The 15,829-nt window shown below is 70.4% G+C and carries 17 protein-coding genes; 7 read left to right on the top strand and 10 right to left on the bottom strand.

The window, feature by feature from the left end; all coding sequences use genetic code 11:
• Nucleotides 1-21 precede the first annotated feature (21 nt).
• A complete protein-coding gene (locus AB4078_RS05620; RefSeq protein WP_440734607.1) occupies nt 22-1,218 on the top strand; it encodes an AI-2E family transporter in 1,197 nt (398 codons plus the stop codon).
• A complete protein-coding gene (ilvA, locus tag AB4078_RS05615; protein WP_441976288.1) occupies nt 1,215-2,468 on the top strand; it encodes a threonine ammonia-lyase in 1,254 nt (417 codons plus the stop codon). The genes AB4078_RS05620 and ilvA overlap by 4 nt, the downstream gene beginning before the upstream one ends.
• A gap of 78 nt (nt 2,469-2,546) precedes the next feature.
• Here ilvA and greA read toward each other — a convergent pair whose 3' ends face one another.
• Nucleotides 2,547-3,035 (bottom strand): transcription elongation factor GreA, encoded by a 489-nt coding sequence (gene greA / locus AB4078_RS05610; RefSeq protein ID WP_440734740.1) that lies wholly within the window; start codon nt 3,033-3,035, stop codon nt 2,547-2,549.
• A 94-nt stretch (nt 3,036-3,129) separates the two neighbouring features.
• On the bottom strand, nt 3,130-3,516 hold the full coding sequence (locus AB4078_RS05605; RefSeq protein ID WP_441976287.1) for a DUF4307 domain-containing protein: 387 nt from the start codon (nt 3,514-3,516) through the stop codon (nt 3,130-3,132).
• Nucleotides 3,517-3,609: 93 nt separating this feature from the next.
• On the opposite strand from AB4078_RS05605, the gene AB4078_RS05600 reads away from it, so the two are divergent.
• Nucleotides 3,610-3,870: a hypothetical protein gene (locus AB4078_RS05600; RefSeq protein ID WP_441976286.1), complete on the top strand. Its 261-nt coding sequence runs from the start codon at nt 3,610-3,612 to the stop codon at nt 3,868-3,870.
• 73 nt (nt 3,871-3,943) lie between these two features.
• Here AB4078_RS05600 and trhA read toward each other — a convergent pair whose 3' ends face one another.
• Nucleotides 3,944-4,681: a PAQR family membrane homeostasis protein TrhA gene (gene trhA / locus AB4078_RS05595; RefSeq protein WP_441976285.1), complete on the bottom strand. Its 738-nt coding sequence runs from the start codon at nt 4,679-4,681 to the stop codon at nt 3,944-3,946.
• A gap of 93 nt (nt 4,682-4,774) precedes the next feature.
• On the opposite strand from trhA, the gene AB4078_RS05590 reads away from it, so the two are divergent.
• The 3 genes from AB4078_RS05590 (at nt 4,775) to AB4078_RS05580 (ending at nt 8,290) form a co-directional block, all read left to right on the top strand.
• Complete coding sequence (locus tag AB4078_RS05590) at nt 4,775-5,560, top strand: isoprenyl transferase (RefSeq protein ID WP_440734602.1); 786 nt, start codon at nt 4,775-4,777, stop codon at nt 5,558-5,560.
• 60 nt (nt 5,561-5,620) lie between these two features.
• Entirely contained in the window at nt 5,621-6,745 is a 1,125-nt protein-coding gene (locus AB4078_RS05585; protein ID WP_441976284.1) for an aminotransferase class V-fold PLP-dependent enzyme, read from the top strand.
• Nucleotides 6,746-6,946: 201 nt separating this feature from the next.
• Complete coding sequence (locus tag AB4078_RS05580) at nt 6,947-8,290, top strand: PhoH family protein (protein ID WP_441976450.1); 1,344 nt, start codon at nt 6,947-6,949, stop codon at nt 8,288-8,290.
• A 47-nt stretch (nt 8,291-8,337) separates the two neighbouring features.
• Here the strand turns inward: AB4078_RS05580 and AB4078_RS05575 are convergent, their stop codons facing one another.
• Together AB4078_RS05575 and AB4078_RS05570 are read right to left on the bottom strand one after the other, a co-directional pair.
• A complete protein-coding gene (locus AB4078_RS05575; protein WP_441976283.1) occupies nt 8,338-8,661 on the bottom strand; it encodes a hypothetical protein in 324 nt (107 codons plus the stop codon).
• A gap of 2 nt (nt 8,662-8,663) precedes the next feature.
• Complete coding sequence (locus AB4078_RS05570) at nt 8,664-10,631, bottom strand: hypothetical protein (protein ID WP_441976282.1); 1,968 nt, start codon at nt 10,629-10,631, stop codon at nt 8,664-8,666.
• 176 nt (nt 10,632-10,807) lie between these two features.
• On the opposite strand from AB4078_RS05570, the gene AB4078_RS05565 reads away from it, so the two are divergent.
• Nucleotides 10,808-11,221 carry an ASCH domain-containing protein gene (locus tag AB4078_RS05565; RefSeq protein WP_441976281.1) on the top strand — a complete coding sequence of 138 codons (414 nt, stop codon included), beginning with the start codon at nt 10,808-10,810 and terminating at the stop codon, nt 11,219-11,221.
• A 121-nt stretch (nt 11,222-11,342) separates the two neighbouring features.
• On the opposite strand, the gene AB4078_RS05560 is transcribed toward AB4078_RS05565, so the two are convergent.
• The 5 genes from AB4078_RS05560 to xseA are packed head-to-tail and all read right to left on the bottom strand — an operon-like array spanning nt 11,343 to nt 15,748.
• Entirely contained in the window at nt 11,343-12,737 is a 1,395-nt protein-coding gene (locus tag AB4078_RS05560) for a class II fumarate hydratase (protein ID WP_441976280.1), read from the bottom strand.
• Nucleotides 12,738-12,777: 40 nt separating this feature from the next.
• Entirely contained in the window at nt 12,778-13,431 is a 654-nt protein-coding gene (locus AB4078_RS05555; RefSeq protein ID WP_441976279.1) for a carbonic anhydrase, read from the bottom strand.
• Nucleotides 13,428-14,081, bottom strand: coding sequence for a DUF4245 family protein (locus AB4078_RS05550; RefSeq protein WP_441976278.1), 654 nt, complete (start codon nt 14,079-14,081; stop codon nt 13,428-13,430). Before AB4078_RS05550 ends, AB4078_RS05555 begins: the two co-directional genes overlap by 4 nt.
• Nucleotides 14,078-14,362 carry an exodeoxyribonuclease VII small subunit gene (locus AB4078_RS05545; RefSeq protein ID WP_441976277.1) on the bottom strand — a complete coding sequence of 95 codons (285 nt, stop codon included), beginning with the start codon at nt 14,360-14,362 and terminating at the stop codon, nt 14,078-14,080. The genes AB4078_RS05550 and AB4078_RS05545 overlap by 4 nt, the downstream gene beginning before the upstream one ends.
• 9 nt (nt 14,363-14,371) lie before the next feature.
• Entirely contained in the window at nt 14,372-15,748 is a 1,377-nt protein-coding gene (xseA, locus tag AB4078_RS05540; RefSeq protein ID WP_441976276.1) for an exodeoxyribonuclease VII large subunit, read from the bottom strand.
• Nucleotides 15,749-15,829: the final 81 nt, after the last annotated feature.

The following is a 15,829-nucleotide window of genomic DNA, read 5'->3' as shown; positions in this document are numbered from 1 at the left end:
TCGCGCCCGTAGACTGGGCCGATGAGCGAGGACAGCACCCCCCGGCTGCGCGATCTCATCCGCCAGCGCACCGTCACCGGCCATGTGGACGTACGCGACGACGTGCAGCGATCGCTGCCTCCCGGGTTGCGCATCGCGACCTCCTACGCCTGGCGGCTGCTGGTGATCGCCGCCGCGCTCGGTGTCGTGATCTGGCTGGTCATGCTGTTCAAGATCCTGGTCATCCCGCTGATGGTCGCGATCCTGCTCACCGCTCTGCTCTGGCCCGCGTTCAGCACCATGTTGCGGGCGCGCTGGCCGCGGTGGCTTGCGATCGTCGTGGCGCTCGTCGGCACCCTGGCGATCGTGGGCGGTCTGCTGTGGCTGGCGGTCTGGCAGATCACCCAGCAATGGGACGGCGTCCAGACGCGCACCGTCGCCGCCTGGGGGCAGCTGCAGCAGTTCCTCCTCGACGGTCCGCTGCACCTCACGGCGAAGCAGATCCAGGATCTGCTCGACCAGTCGGTGAAGTTCCTCGGTGAGCAGGGCGAACTGCTGAAGAGCGGAGCGATCGCGGTCGGCACCACGTTCGGGCATGTGGCGACCGGAGCCGTGCTGACGCTGTTCATCCTGCTCTGCCTGCTCGCCGACGGCGGCGGGATCTGGGGCTGGACCGTGAAGCTCTTCCCGAAGGCCTCCCGCCCGGCCGTCGACGCTGCCGCGCGCAACGGCTGGGCCACCGTCATCAACTACGCGCGCACGCAGATGCTGGTCGCCTTCATCGACGCGGTCGGCATCGGTCTCGGCGCGTTCCTGCTGGGCGTGCCGCTGGCCGTGCCCGTCGCCGTGCTGGTGTTCCTCGGATCCTTCATCCCCATCGTCGGCGCAGTCGTCACGGGCACCCTGGCGGTCTTCCTGGCGCTCGTCTACAACGGACCGTGGATCGCGCTGTGGATGCTCGTCGTCGTGCTTGCGGTGCAGCAGATCGAGGGCCACATCCTGCAGCCGATCCTGATGGGATCCGCCGTCAAGGTGCACCCGCTCGCGGTGGTGCTCGTGGTGGCCGGCGGCGCTCTGATCGCCGGCATCCCCGGAGCCCTGTTCGCGGTGCCGCTCGCGGCGTTCGTGAACGTGGCCGCCGTGACCGTCAACTCCGGTGCGTGGCGCACCGGCGCCGCCCCGAACGGCGACTACATCTGGCAGACCGTGCCCCGGGCGCGGAGAAGGAGCAAGCGATGACGAACGACACGATCCCGACCGGCGCCCACGTCCCCACCCTGGCGGAGATCCAGCAGGCGGCGGACGGCCTGGACGGCGTGATCGTGCGCACCCCGACGCTGCCCTCGGTCGCGCTCACGAAGGTGCTGGGCTCGCCCGTCCTGTTGAAGATGGAGAACCTGCAGCGCACGGGGTCGTTCAAGATCCGTGGCGCCGTGCACCGGCTCTCCACGCTCACGGCGGAAGAGCGCGGCCGCGGCGTGGTCGCGGCCTCCGCCGGCAACCACGCGCAGGGCGTGGCCCTCGCGGCGCAGGCGCTGGGCATCCCCGCCACGATCTTCATGCCCATGGGCGTGCCGGTGCCGAAGCTGCTCGCCACCCGCGGATACGGCGCGGAGGTCGTGCTCGAGGGCGAGACCGTGGCCACGTCGCTGCGCCTCGCGGCCGAGTTCGCCGAGCGCACCGGTGCGGTGCTGATCCCGCCCTTCGACCACCGCGACATCGTGACCGGCCAGGCGACCCTCGGCCTCGAGCTCATCGAGGACGTGCCGGACGTCGACACGATCCTCGTGGGCATCGGCGGCGGCGGCCTCATCGCCGGCGTCGCGGCGGCGGTGAAGGCACGTGCGGCGGAGCAGGGACGCACGGTCCGGGTGATCGGCGTGCAGGCGGAGAACGCCGCGGCCATGGGCCCGTCCCTCGCTGCCGGGCACCCGGTCGAGATCACCACGCACCCGACCATCGCCGACGGCATCCTCGTGGCGCGCCCCGGCGACGTTCCGTTCGCGATGATCGCCGAGCTCGTCGACGAGGTCGTCACCGTCAGCGACGACGACATCGCCCGCGCGCTGCTCCTGCTGCTCGAGCAGGCCAAGGTCGTGGTGGAACCCGCGGGTGCGGTCGGCGTCGCGGCGATCCTGGCGGGCAAGGTTCACGAGAGCGGCACCACGCTGGCCGTGCTCTCGGGCGGCAACATCGACCCGCTGCTCCTGCAGCGCGTGGTCTCGCACGGCCTCGCCGCCTCGGGGCGCTACCTCACGCTGCGCATCCCGCTGCCCGACCGCCCCGGCCAGCTCGCCCGGGTGTCCGAGCTCATCGCGCACGCCGGCGCCAACGTCATCGAGGCGATGCACACGCGGCACGGCCATGGACTTCAGATCAACGACGTCATCCTCGAGCTCAGCGTGGAGACGCGCGGTCCCGAGCACTCCGAGCTCACCCTCGACACGCTGCGGGCGGCCGGCTTCGAGCCGATCGTGGTGCAGGACTGACGGCTCGAGGAGTCCTCTGCATACGACGAACCCGCCGGCCCTCGATGGCGCGGCGGGTTCGTCGTCTGCGGGATGCGATCAGCCCGCGAAGGTCTCGACCTTCAGGATCTCGACCTCGATGGAGCGGCCGTTAGGCGCCTCGTACGAGGTCTTCTGACCGACCTTGAGGCCCTGGATCGCGGATCCGAGAGGGCTCGCCTCGCTGTAGACGTCGAGGTCGGTGCCGCCGGCGATCTCCCGGCTGCCGAGGAGGAAGACCTCCTCGCCGCCCGCCACTGTCGCGGTCACGACGGTACCCGGCTCGACGATGCCACGGCTGGCCGGGGCCTCGCTCACCTTGGCGGTCTTCAGCAGCGTCTCGAGCGTGCGGATACGGGCCTCGATCTTGCCCTGCTCGTCCTTGGCGGCGTGGTAGCCGCCGTTCTCCTTGAGGTCGCCCTCCTCGCGCGCGAGCTCGATGCGCTTGGCGATCTCCTCGCGGCCGACCGTGGAGAGGTTCTCCAGCTCCGCGACAAGACGGTCGTAGGCCTCCTGCGTGAGGAAGGGGACCTGTGCGTCGTTCGACACGGTGAACTCCTTGCGAATCGGATCCGGGAACAGCCGGTCCCGGATATGCCAAGACGCCCCGGCACGTGCCGGGGCGTCGCTCAACACGATGAGCCTAGGACACCCAGCAGGAGTTCACCAAACCCGTTGTCGCAGCCGAGACGACCGGCACATGCTCGGTGAACGCCCGGGCGTGCTGCTCGGATGCAGGGTAGGTGACGAGTCGCCAGCCCACGATCCCGAACTCCTCGTCCTGCGCCTCCACGATGCAGTGCACAGGCCTGTTCGTGGGCGCCGAGATCTGGAATGACACCGTCACGGTGTGATCGTCGCCGAGGTGGAAGCCCGTGCCGGTGACGTCGACGGTGTCGGCGGATCCCTGCCATGTCCAGCAGCCGAAGACGCCGACGACGACCGCGGCAGCGGCGATCGTGAGGATCATCGGCAGGCGCCGTCGGGGTCCGCGGCCGTAGCGCTCGTCGAGCTGGGCGGGGGTCGTCACGGCGGGGTGCATCCGATCGTTAGGCTGGTGGTTCCAGGTTATCCCGATCCAGGCCTGGGGCCCGAACGGGGCCGTGCCCAGAAAGGCTGAGACATGATCGAGGCGATCCTTGCCGCCGTGACGGCGACTCCCACCCCGACCCCGACGGTCGACCCGAACCTGGTCACCCCGGGACCCGTGGGATTCGTGATCGTCGCGGTGATCGTCGTGTTCGCGGCTCTGCTGATCTGGGACATGCAGCGACGGATCCGCCGGGTGCGCTACCGCGAGGAGGTGCGCGCCGAGCTCGACGCCGAGGAAGCCGCGCACGGTGATGACGCGGGCGAGGGCGAGCGGGACGCTCCCCGGTCCTGACTCCGCCGGATCCTGACTCCGCAGGCAGGGCGGATCCGCCCGGCCAAATCGGCTGCAGGAAGGCGGGCCCGGTTCAGCCGGGCAGGCCCAGTGACGGCTGCAGCGGCGCCAGCGAGATGAGCAGGCACGCGGTCCAGTGGCAGAGGAAGGCCAGCACGGTGCACACGTGGAAGATCTCGTGGAATCCGAACCTCCCGGGCCACGGGTTGGGCTTCTTCATCGCGTACACGATCGCGCCGCCGGTGTAGAGCAGTCCGCCCACGCAGACCAGCACCATCATCGCGACGTTGGCGTGCAGCAGGTCGACGATGTACATCATCGCCGCCCAGCCGAGCAGCAGGTACAGCGCGACGTACAGCCAGCGGGGGGCGTTGATCCAGAAGACGCGGAACAGGATCCCGAGGATCGCCCCGGACCACACCAGGATCAGCAGCAGCGTGCCCTTTTCCGGCGCGAGTGCGAGCGTCGCGAGCGGCGTGTAGGTTCCGGCGATCAGCAGCAGGATGTTGGCATGGTCGATGCGCTTGAGGATCGCCTTCGTCTTCGGCTTCCAGTCGAAGCGGTGGTACAACGCGGAGTTGCCGAACAGCAGCAGCGACGTGACCGTGAAGACGACAGCCGCCCATTTCGCGGGGGCGCCGTGCGCGAGCGCGATGAGCACGATGCCCGCCACGATCGCAACAGGGAAGGTGCCGGCATGGATCCAGCCCCGCCAGGTCGGCTTGATGTCGAGCTGTGCGTCGGCGGCGGCCGCCTCCATGAGGGGCAGCTCCGGCACATCGGGGGCAGCGGGTCGGCTCGCTCTGCGCATGGTTGAACTCTAGGCGTCCGCCCATGCCGCAAGCCGCACATATCCCGTGGGCGACATGGCGGCCGGGCCCCCTCCGCGCGGTAGCGTAGGGGAGTGAGCGCACGGTCCGAACAGCCAGGGAGTGGCCCCCTCTATCGGCTGTACTCCCGACGCCTTCGGCGACGGATGGACCCGGCCACCATGCCGCACCACATCGCGATGATGATCGACGGCAACCGTCGCTGGGCGCGGCAGCTCGGCTACGCGACTCCTGCGCACGGCCATCGCGCGGGAGCCGCGAAGATGCGCGAGTTCCTGGGCTGGTGCGACGAGCTCGGCATCCGGGTGGTGTCGCTCTACCTGCTCTCCGCCGACAACCTGCTCAAGCGGGATTCGGCGGAGCTCGCCGACCTCATCGAGATCATCGGCGAACTCGCCGACGGCCTCTCTCACGAGGGCAACTGGCGGGTCAAGCACGTGGGGCGCGCCGACATCCTGCCCGCGGAGCTCGCGCGCGTGCTCGCCGAGGCAGAGGAGCGCACCCGCGACCACACCGGGCTGCACGTGAACCTCGCCGTGGGCTACGGGGGACGTAACGAGATCGTCGACGCGGTGCGCTCGATCATCGCCCAGCACGAGGCCTCGGGCGGCACGCTGGAGGACCTCGCCGCGCACCTCACCCCCGAGATGATCGGCGAGCATCTGTACACCGGCGGCCAGCCGGATCCGGATCTCGTCATCCGCACGAGCGGCGAGCAGCGGCTCAGCGACTTCCTGCTCTGGCAGAGCGCGCACAGCGAGTTCTACTTCGTCGAGGCGCTCGGACCGGATCTGCGACAGGTCGATTTCCTGCGCGCGATCCGCGACTACGCCGACCGCGACCGCCGCTTCGGCCGCTGAGCGACGGGCGGAGCCGGGAGCCGGCCGCTGAGCCGCTCCGCTGCGTGTCAGACTGACGGGATGCGTGCCATCGACGACTACATCGCATCGTTCGACGAGGATCCGGGATATCTGAACTGGGCGGCATTCGGTCCGCTGTCTCCGGCCGCGCGTGCCGCTCTGGTCTCCGACGCCGAGCTGCTCGCCACGGGGCGACCCGAAGGCATCGCCGCGACGGCGGGTCGGACGACCGAGGCGCAGACGGCGGTCGCCGGGCTGCTCGGTTCGCGTCCGGACGAGGTCACGGTGCACCCGTCGTCCACGCACGCGCTGCAGCAGGCACTGGCGGGGCTCAATGGCGCCGTGATCGCCTCGGCGGCCGAGTTTCCCAGCGTCACGATCACGCTCGAGCGAGCTGCGGCCGCGTCCGGCGGACGGCTGGCACCCCGCTGGATCGCGCCCGCCGGCACCCGGGTCACCGCCGATGCCGTCGCCGAGGCGCTGGACCCCGCCGCGACGGCGCTCGTGGTGAGCCATGTCGACTTCCGCTCCGGGTACCGCGCCGATCTCGCAGGCCTCCGCGAGGTGCTCGGCGACGATCGGCTGCTCCTCGTCGATGCCGTGCAGTCCTTCGGCGTCGTGGAGGAGGACTGGGCCGCCGCCGACGTTGTGGTGGGCCATGGCTACAAGTGGCTGCGCACAGGGCGGGGCACCGGATTCGCCCGGTTCACGGATCGTGCGCGGGAGCGGATCCGCCCCGTGCTCAGCGGCCGGATCGCGACCTCTGCGGCGGGTCTGCCTGCTGACGTGCTGCCGGATCCGGCGCTGTCGGCGCAGGCGTACGCGGTCAGCGCGCCGGATCCCTTCGCCGCCGCACGTCTCGCAGCGGGCGCCGCCGAGATCCAGGCGGCCGGAGTCGGCACCGTCGCGGAGCGCCTGTCCCGCAACGTCGACGCCCTGCTCGCCATTGCGGACCGACACGGGGTCGACGTGGTGTCCGCGCGCGAGCCCGCGCAGCGCGCCGGCATCGTGGTGCTCGCGCCTGCGGATCCGCAGGCGCTCGGCGACGCGCTCGCCGCAGCCGGCATCCAGGTGACGGTGAGGTCCGGAGCGGTCCGGGTGGCGCCCCATGCCGGTACGACGGCGGAGACGCTCGGCCTGTTCGATGCCGCCCTCGCCGGCGCCCGAGAGTTCACACGTTCTTAATCGGACAGAGGGCGTGTCCCTCCTGCGCGATGTCGGTGGGGAGTCGTACGTTCATGGCATCGGACACGGCGTCCGATCGAGTCGGCCTCAAGGATCGCGACTCGTGGCCCTGGCCGACTCGCCTACTACCGGGAATCCCCGGGTCGGGAGAGGGTTGTGGCCGCACGTACCGCACTGAAGAGCAGCACCCGCACCAGCGCCGTGAACGCCGCCAACGAAGCGGCAGGACCGAACGGAGGTGCAACGCCCGATCAGGATCTGAAGACGTACGTGCTCGACACGTCCGTGCTGCTGTCTGATCCGCAGGCGTTCTTCCGCTTCGCCGAGCATTCCATCGTGCTCCCGGTCGCCGTGATCGGCGAGCTGGAGGGCAAGCGGCACGACCCCGAGCTCGGGTACTTCGCCCGGCGAGCGCTGCGCCACCTCGACGAGCTGCGCGTCGAGCACGGCCGCCTCGACTTCCCGGTCCCGATCGGCGACGGCGGCACCCTGCGCGTCGAGCTGAACAACTCCGACCAGACCGTGCTGCCCAGCGGCATCCGCCTCGGCGACAACGACAGCCGGATCCTCGCCGTTGCGATGCACCTCGCCCAGGACGGTCAGGACGTCACGGTCGTCTCCAAAGACCTGCCGATGCGCGTCAAAGCGGCCTCCCTCGGGATCAACGCCGAGGAGTATCTCGCCGAGCAGGCGGTGGACTCGGGCTGGACAGGGATCAGCTCGATCTCGCTCTCGGGCGATGAGATGAGCGACCTCTACGAGAGCGAGGTCGGCACGAGCGAGGAAGCGATCGGGCTTCCGGTCAACACGGGGCTCATCATCCACTCGGAGCGCGGATCTGCGCTCGGACGGGTCACGGGCGACGGCGAGTACACGCTGGTCCGCGGAGACCGTGAAGTGTTCGGCCTGCACGGCCGCTCGGCCGAGCAGCGCATCGCGATCGACCTGCTGTCGGATCCCGAGGTCGGCATCGTCTCACTGGGCGGCCGCGCCGGCACCGGCAAGTCGGCCCTCGCCCTGTGCGCGGGCCTGGAGGCGGTACTCGAGCGGCAGCAGCAGAAGAAGATCATCGTGTTCCGGCCGCTGTTCGCCGTCGGAGGGCAGGAACTCGGATACCTGCCCGGCGACAAGGACGAGAAGATGAGCCCCTGGGGACAGGCGGTCTTCGACACTCTCGGATCCGTGGTCTCCGGCAACGTCGTGGAAGAGGTCGTGGAGCGCGGCATGCTCGAGGTGCTCCCGCTCACGCACATCCGCGGACGCTCGCTGCACGACGCCTTCGTGATCGTCGACGAGGCGCAGTCGCTCGAGCGCAATGTGCTGCTCACGGTGCTGAGCCGCATGGGGCAGAACTCGCGGGTCGTGCTCACCCACGATGTCGGCCAGCGCGACAACCTGCGAGTGGGCCGCCACGACGGCATCGCCAGCGTGATCGAGACGCTGAAGGGGCACAGCCTCTTCGGCCACGTCACCCTGCAGCGCTCCGAGCGCTCCGCGATCGCCGCGCTCGTGACCGAGCTCCTGGAGGGCGGCGAACTCAGCTGAACCACGCGCCGTGGACGAGCCTGGATGCTCGTCCACGGCGCGGCTCGCTAGCGGGCCGCGCGCCGCCGCGGGACGCGACGACCACGGTGGAGGGCGAGCAGAAGGATGAGCGCCCCGGGGAGGCTGAGGGCGCCCGCGATCCACAGCGCCGTCGCCGGCGAATCCCCGCCCGTTGCGGCGAGTCGGGCACTCGGAGCGTCGCTCGCCTGCGGCACCGGCATGCTGACTTCCTGGGCCGCTCCGCAGGCTCCGCGATGGTAGTCGACGGGAAGCCCCGAAGACTGGATCCAGGTGGCGATCTCCTGCCACACGACGGGGAAGCGGATGTCGTGGACGGCCGGGCTCAGGTACTCGCCCGGACTCGAGGTCACGGTCACCGGTGTGCGTCCAGCGGGAGCTGGTTCTCCGCGGTGCAGACGGTGCTCAGATCCGCCGGGCCTTCTGGTCCCCGGAACGCCTCCCACCGCACCGTGATCGCGCCTGTTCCCGGCAGGGGGCCCGCGACGTGCGCCGTATCCGTGGCGCTCCCGCCCCACGGGAGGTCGGTCTGGGCGACGGTGGTGACGGTCGGCAGCTGTATGCGCTGCGTCTGTTCCGGCAGCCCGAACTTCTCGTTCGACGGGATCACGAGTTCGGGAGACGTCTGCGCCGCGAGTGGGATGGACCACTGCCAGGACATCGCTCCCTCGGCGACCTCGGGTGCGGATATCTCGCCGGAGAGGACCTCGAGTGACGTCGTGTCCTGCGTGCCGGCCGTCGTGAAGACGGCCTTCACGGTTCCGCGCACCTCGGCGCCCGCGGGAAGCTCATCGCTCGGCTCGGTCGTGCCGGCCGGGAGATGGACGTAGGAGCCGATCGCGACGACCTCGATGGGCCGGCCGGAGGCATCGTTCAGCCACGGTCCGTCCGTCTGCACGGTCACCGCGTCATCCCCGCGTCCGCCGGGCCCGATCGCGTCCGCGAGGATCCTCGACGAGAGCGTGAATCGCATCGGCACGGCGGTCGTCTCGGTCGCCATGCCATAGGCGTGCGACCAGGAGTATCCGGGCGGGAGCCATGACCGGGTCGGGGGAGGTGTGCCCGCCTCGTCATAGGCGGCCACGAAGGTATAGCGCCCCTGCGGGTGGGTTCCGGGGATCGCGACCGTCTGCGACGTTCCGGGGCCCATGGCGAGTACCGCGACGGTGCCGACGGCTTCGGCATCCGCAGGGATGTCCGGGCTCTCCGTCGGGGCGGAGGCGCCCGCGGCATAGGCCGTGACGGTAAACGAGACGGGCCGATACCCGCCTCCCTCGTGCCGCGGCCAGGCGTTGTTCACGCCGTCCCCACCCGGAGCCGTCGTGAACGTCAGGGTGTCGCTGAGCTCGCCGTCGGGGCTGATCGGCGCCGTCAGGCTGGTGAGCGCCGGCCGGAAGACGGTGCTGCGGTCGCGCGCATCCTCACCCCGCACCGGGAACTCCACGGCGACGGGCCCGATGCCGGTGATCACGCGCTGGAAGCCGGATCCGTAATCCAGCGCCCGGATGCGCCCCGGCCAGGTGCTGCCCGCTGAGAAGCCACCGATGCTCATCGCACTGACGCGGTAGGGCGCGCCATCGGCGGTCGGAGGAACGCCTTCGATGGCATAGTCCACGCCGGTTCGCACGTCGGAGAGCGTGTCGGTCCCGCTGTCGACGAAGATCCCGTTCGTCAGTGCGAGCGTGCCGGTCGCCGGAACGGTGGCGTTCACGCTCAGCGAACCCCGGTACTCGTCCGACGAATCGATCGTCAGCGCGACCTCCCCGTGCGCCGCCTCGTCGATCGCCGCGGCGATCACGCTCTGCGCCTGGTCGTACATGCGCCGTGCCTGTTCGATCACGTCGCTGCGGCTCGCGTACGAGGCTGCGGTCGCGAATCCTCCTGCCTTGACGAAGGCCGTGATGGCGATCTCGACCGCGGCGGCCGTGACATCATCACCCGTGCCGCCCCAGGTGCTGGCGATGAAGTTCATCCCGCGCACCGCGTCCTCATCGGCATCGATGGCGTTCACCACGCCGGGACGCGCCGCGAGGGATGACACGATCGTGTCGCTCTGGATCCCGCGTCCGAACGAGATGTCCAGGCTGCTGTCGATGCAGTACACATTGCCGACACCGGGCTCGATCGTCGCGCCGATATGGCCGTGAGTGCCTCGAACGCCGGGGCCGAGCGCGGACACCGCGGATGCCGCGGGAGCGAAGGCCGCTCCGGTGATGATCATCGCCAGGCTCAGGCTGACGGCGGCAGCCGTGCGCCATCGCTGCGGTCTTCTCGGCGCCTCGGTCCCGCTGTCGTCGGTGGCGTTCTTCTTCTTGCGTGGCATCTCCGCGCTCCTCTCGGGTAGGAACGAGGATGCCGAAGCGAGCATGTGCGCACCGAGCCGGATACGGAACCGGTGCGGAACTCGCTGAGATCCCTTGATGTGCGGGACGTCTTCGCCGGCACTCGGCGGAGTTCGCGCCCGACTTCGCGTCGTGCGGCGCCGCCTAGGCTGGACGCATGCTCGACGATCTCCCCGTCTCCGAATACGCGTTCCCCGGACCTCTGCGCGATCAGCTGATTGCCGCCATCCGGGCGGGAGAGAAGACAACGACGACGAGCCTGTTGCTCGACTACGAGCGAGAAAATGATCCGCTGCCCTCGGTCGGCGACCGTGCCGTCGTGATCGATTCCGAGGGCGAGCCCATCGGAATCGAGGAGATCGTGCACGTGCGCCTGGCGCGACTCGCCGAGGTCGATCTGCCGCACGCGATCGCCGAAGGCGAGGGCTTCACGACGGTCGCCGAGTGGCGCGAGGGGCACGAGGGGTTCTGGCACGGCACCGAGTACCGCGCCTCGATCGAGGATCCGTCCTTCACCGTCGATGACGACACGCTCGCGGTTCTGGTGCGCTTCCGGTTCGAGCCGATCTGAACGCCGCCGCCGTACGGCGCACGGCGGTGCGCGCCGGCAGGCGCGCACACCGCACGAGCCCGGGAACGACGGATGCCGCGCCCCCGAGGGGACGCGGCATCCCCGAGGCAGGGATCCGGTGTCAACCGGCGTGCGTCATCGAGAGCAGGTCGAGCTTGGCGTCGAGCTGCTCGAGGGTGAGCTCGCCGCGCTCCACGTAGCCGAGATCGATCACGGCGTCGCGGACGGTGATGCCCTTGGCGACGGCGTGCTTGGCGATCTTCGCCGCGGCCTCGTAGCCGATGAGCTTGTTCAGCGGCGTCACGATGGACGGGCTCATGCCGGCGAACGCGGCGGCGCGCTCCAGGTTCGCCTGCAGGCCGTCGACGGTCTTGTCGGCCAGCACGCGCACGGCGTTGGAGAGCAGGCGGATCGACTCGAGCAGCGCGGTGCCCATGACGGGGATCGCCACGTTCAGCTCGAACGAGCCGGAGGCGCCGGCCCAGGCGACGGTCGCGTCGTTGCCGATCACGCGGGCGCACACCATCAGCACGGCCTCGGGGACGACCGGGTTGACCTTGCCCGGCATGATCGAGGATCCGGGCTGCAGGTCGGGGATGTGCAGCTCGCCGAGACCCGTGTTCGGCCCCGAGCCCATCCAGCGCAGGTCGTTGTTGATCTTGGTCAGCGAGACCGCGATCGTGCGCAGCGCGCCCGACGCCTCGACGAGGCCGTCGCGGTTGGCCTGCGCCTCGAAGTGATCCTTGGCCTCGGTGATCGGCAGCTCGGTCTCCGCCGCGAGAAGCTCGATGACCTTCTGCGGGAAGCCGAGCGGAGTGTTGATGCCGGTGCCGACCGCGGTGCCGCCCAGGGGCACCTCGGCGACGCGGGGGAGGGCCGACTGCACGCGCTCGATGCCGAGGCGGATCTGGCGGGCGTAGCCGCCGAACTCCTGGCCGAGGGTGACCGGGGTGGCGTCCATGAGGTGGGTGCGGCCGGACTTGACCGCGTCCTTCCACAGCTCCGCCTTCGCCTCGAGCGCAACCGCGAGGTGGTCGAGCGAGGGGATGAGGGTGTCGATGAGCGCCTGGGTGACGGCGATGTGCACCGAGGTCGGGAAGACGTCGTTGGACGACTGTGAGGCGTTCACGTGGTCATTCGGGTGCACGGTCGCGCCCAGGATCCGGGTCGCGAGGGTCGCGAGCACCTCGTTCATGTTCATGTTCGAGGAGGTGCCGGATCCGGTCTGGTAGGTGTCGACCGGGAACTCGCCGTCGTGCTTGCCCGCGGCGACCTCGTCCGCCGCCTGGGCGATCGCGTCGGCGATGGCGCCGTCGAGCGTGCCGAGCTGCTTGTTGGCGAGGGCGGCGGCCTTCTTGATCCGGGCGAGGGCCGCGATCTGCGTCGACTCCAGACCCTTGCCGGAGATCGGGAAGTTCTCCACGGCGCGCTGCGTCTGCGCACCGTACAGAGCGTTCACGGGCACGCGCACCTCGCCCATGGTGTCGTGTTCGATGCGGTACTCGATTTCAGCCACTGCTGTTCCTCCAGATGTGACGGTGTGTTGAGGGGGATGTTCAGGCGTGGGCGTCGCTGAGGCCCACGGTGACGACGGGCACGGCCGTGCCCTCGTTCAGTCGGTAGTTGGCGCCGACGATGCCCAGTGCGCCGTCGGCGACGGCCTGGGCGATCAGCTCGGAGGACTGCAGCAGATCGCGCACGGTGTTGCGCAGGTGCTCCTGGCCGACGAGCTCGGCGTCGATGTCGGCGACGGTGGACCCGCCCTGTTCGGCGAGCACTTTGCGGGCGGCCGGCACGATCGGGGCGATGAGCTTCCAGATGTGCGGCGGAAGGGGCGCGGCGTCGATCGCGGTGCCGTCGATGGCGGCGCGCACGGCGCCGCAGCTGTCGTGGGCGAGCACCACGATCAGCGGCACGCCGAGAACTGCCACGGCGTACTCGAGGCTCGCGACGATCGACTCGCCGAGGACCTGCCCGGCGTTGCGCACGACGAACAGGTCGCCGAGGCCCTTGTCGAAGATGATCTCCGCGGCGAGGCGCGAGTCGGAGCAGCCGAACAGCGTCGCGAGCGGCGCCTGCCCGTCCACGAGCTCGTGACGCTTGCCGACGTCCTGGTTGGGGTGCTCGGGGTCGCCGGCCACGAAGCGCCGGTTGCCCTCGCTCATGAGTCGCCAGGCCTCATCGGGGCTCAGTGTCGTCTTGTCGGTCATCGTCCGCTTCCGAGTTGGTCGATCTGCGGGCTGATCTTGGCGACCAGCTCCGCCGTGCCCGCCTTGCCGAGGGCGCCATAGACGAGGACATAGTCCTTGCCGATCTGGGTGCCGAGCGCGTAGTTGATGTTCGCCGCCGAGTCGGGGTTCGGGATCACGTATTCGTCCCAGGTGCGCCCGCCGATCTTCACGGAGCCCTTCGAGGAGGTCCCGCGCAGCGGCGTGGCCGCCCAGTCGGCGTCGGCGTCGAACGCCTGGGCGATGTGCGCATAGCCGCGGGCGTCGTCGGCCTGCGGTGCCACCGTGATGTCCCACACGACCGGCTTGCCGTCGACCAGCACGGCCTTGTTCACGCGCCAGTTGTTGGGCGGCGTCGGCAGCAGCACCGGGCGGTCCAGGGTGCTCTGCGCGTTCTTGGCGGCCGTGGGAAGATCCACGGCGTTGGCTCCGGTGAAGTCACCGCGCGGCACGATGAGCACGATGAGCAGGACGACGCCGACGGTCGCGATCAGGGCCGCGATCAGGCCGCGGAACGTCTGGCTGGACCGGTACGCGGCAGAGGAAGCGGCCTTGCGGTCGGCCGTCTCCGCGGCGGTCTCCGGACGGCCGAGCTCGGCGACGACCGGCGGCTGCTTCGGGGTGCGGCTCATCGTGCGTCCTCCTCGGCGGGACGCGAGGCGGCACCGGCTTCCGGACGCGAGGCATCCAGGCGGCGCTTGGCGCCCAGCAGCCACTCCTCGCAGCGGGCGGCGAGCGCCTCGCCGCGCTCCCACAGCATGAGCGACTGCTCGAGGGTGGGTGCGCCCTGCTCGAGCTCGGCGACGACACGGACCAGCTCGTCCCTGGCCTGCTCGAAGCTGAGGCCCGCGGGATCGGCGACGGTCGGCGCAGAACTCCCTGCGGAGGCGGACGGCTCGTTCGACACAGTCACGCCTCCATCCTACCGGCGCGCGTCGGAGCCCTCGGCCGGAGCGGGGTCGGATGCGCCGGCCTTCAGCGGCGCGGCGGATTCCGGTCGCGCAGGGTTCGTGGCGTCTGTGGCGTCCGACTCGGCGATCTCGCCCTCGGACAACGCGCGCAGTGAGCCGCGGTCCACCGTGAGGGTGAGCGCGGTGCCGGCCGGGGCGTCGGCGGCGTCGCGCACGATCACGCCGTCGTCGCGGTGCGCGATCGCGTAGCCGCGCGCCAGGGTCGCCGCCGGCGACAGGGCGCGCAACGAGGCGCGCAGCTCGGCCGTGCGCCGGCCCGCGGCATCGACGGCGCGGCCGAGCGTGTCACGGGAGCGTGCGGCGAGCAGCCACACCTCCTGCGCGCGGCGCTCGATGAGCGGATCCGGATCGCGCAGCACAGGACGCGAGCGCAGCTGCTCGAGCTGGGCGATGTCGTGCGCCACGCGCTGCGACACGCGAGTCGTCGCTCGTGCGCGCAGCTGGGCGACGAGCGCCCGCTGCTCACCGACGTCGGGCACCACGCGCTTGGCCGCGTCGGTGGGGGTCGAGGCGCGCAGGTCCGCCACGTCGTCCAGCAGCGGATGGTCGTTCTCGTGACCGATCGCGCTGACCACGGGCGTGGCCGCGGCCGCGACCGCGCGCACCAGCCGCTCGTCGCTGAAGCCGAGGAGGGTCTGCGGATCTCCGCCGCCGCGTGCGATGACGATGACGTCGACATCGGGATCCGCATCGAGCTTCTTGAGCGCGGCGAGCGTCTCCGGCACGCAGCGGTCGCCCTGCACCGCGGCATGCACGGTGCGGAAGCGCACCTGCGGCCAGCGCAGTTCGGCGTTGCGGTGCACGTCCTTCTCCGCGTCGGAGTTCTCACCGGTGATGAGCCCGATCACGTGCGGGAGGAACGGGAGCGGCTTCTTGCGGGACGGGTCGAACAGCCCCTCCTGACGCAGCTGCACGCGCAGACGCTCCAGGCGCTCGAGCTGATCGCCCAGGCCCACGTGCTTCATCGCCGAGACGGTGAAGCTGAAATCGCCCGCCTTGACGAAGTAGTCGGCCTTGACCGCGGCGACCACGTGATCGCCCACGGCGAGATCGGCGGGGATCCGCGCACGCACGCTCGACCACAACCGGATCGAGATCTGCGCGTCGGAGCGGGTGTCCTTGAGTCGCGCGAAGACGTTGCCGGCGCGCACGTTCCAGCTCGTGATCTCGCCCTCGACCCAGACCGTGCCCCACTGCGCCACGAAGTCGCGGATCGTCGCATTCAGCCGTGCGATCGAGGTCGGGGCGTCCGCGGAGGACTCGCGTGGCGCGACGGAGTCGGCAGGCGGGGCCTCGCCAGGGACGGAGGCGGCTTCGAAGACGGTCATCGCCTCCCCAGCGTAGCAATGGGCTTCCGCCCGATCTCGGCCTGCTGTCAGGACGCCGCCGGTAGAATCGGGGGGTGAGTT

This window comes from Microbacterium sp. 2MCAF23 (assembly GCF_052115565.1).
GTDB lineage: Bacteria > Actinomycetota > Actinomycetes > Actinomycetales > Microbacteriaceae > Microbacterium.
Note: the sequence above shows the minus strand (reverse complement) of the source record. Positions and strands in the feature narration are given on the sequence as shown.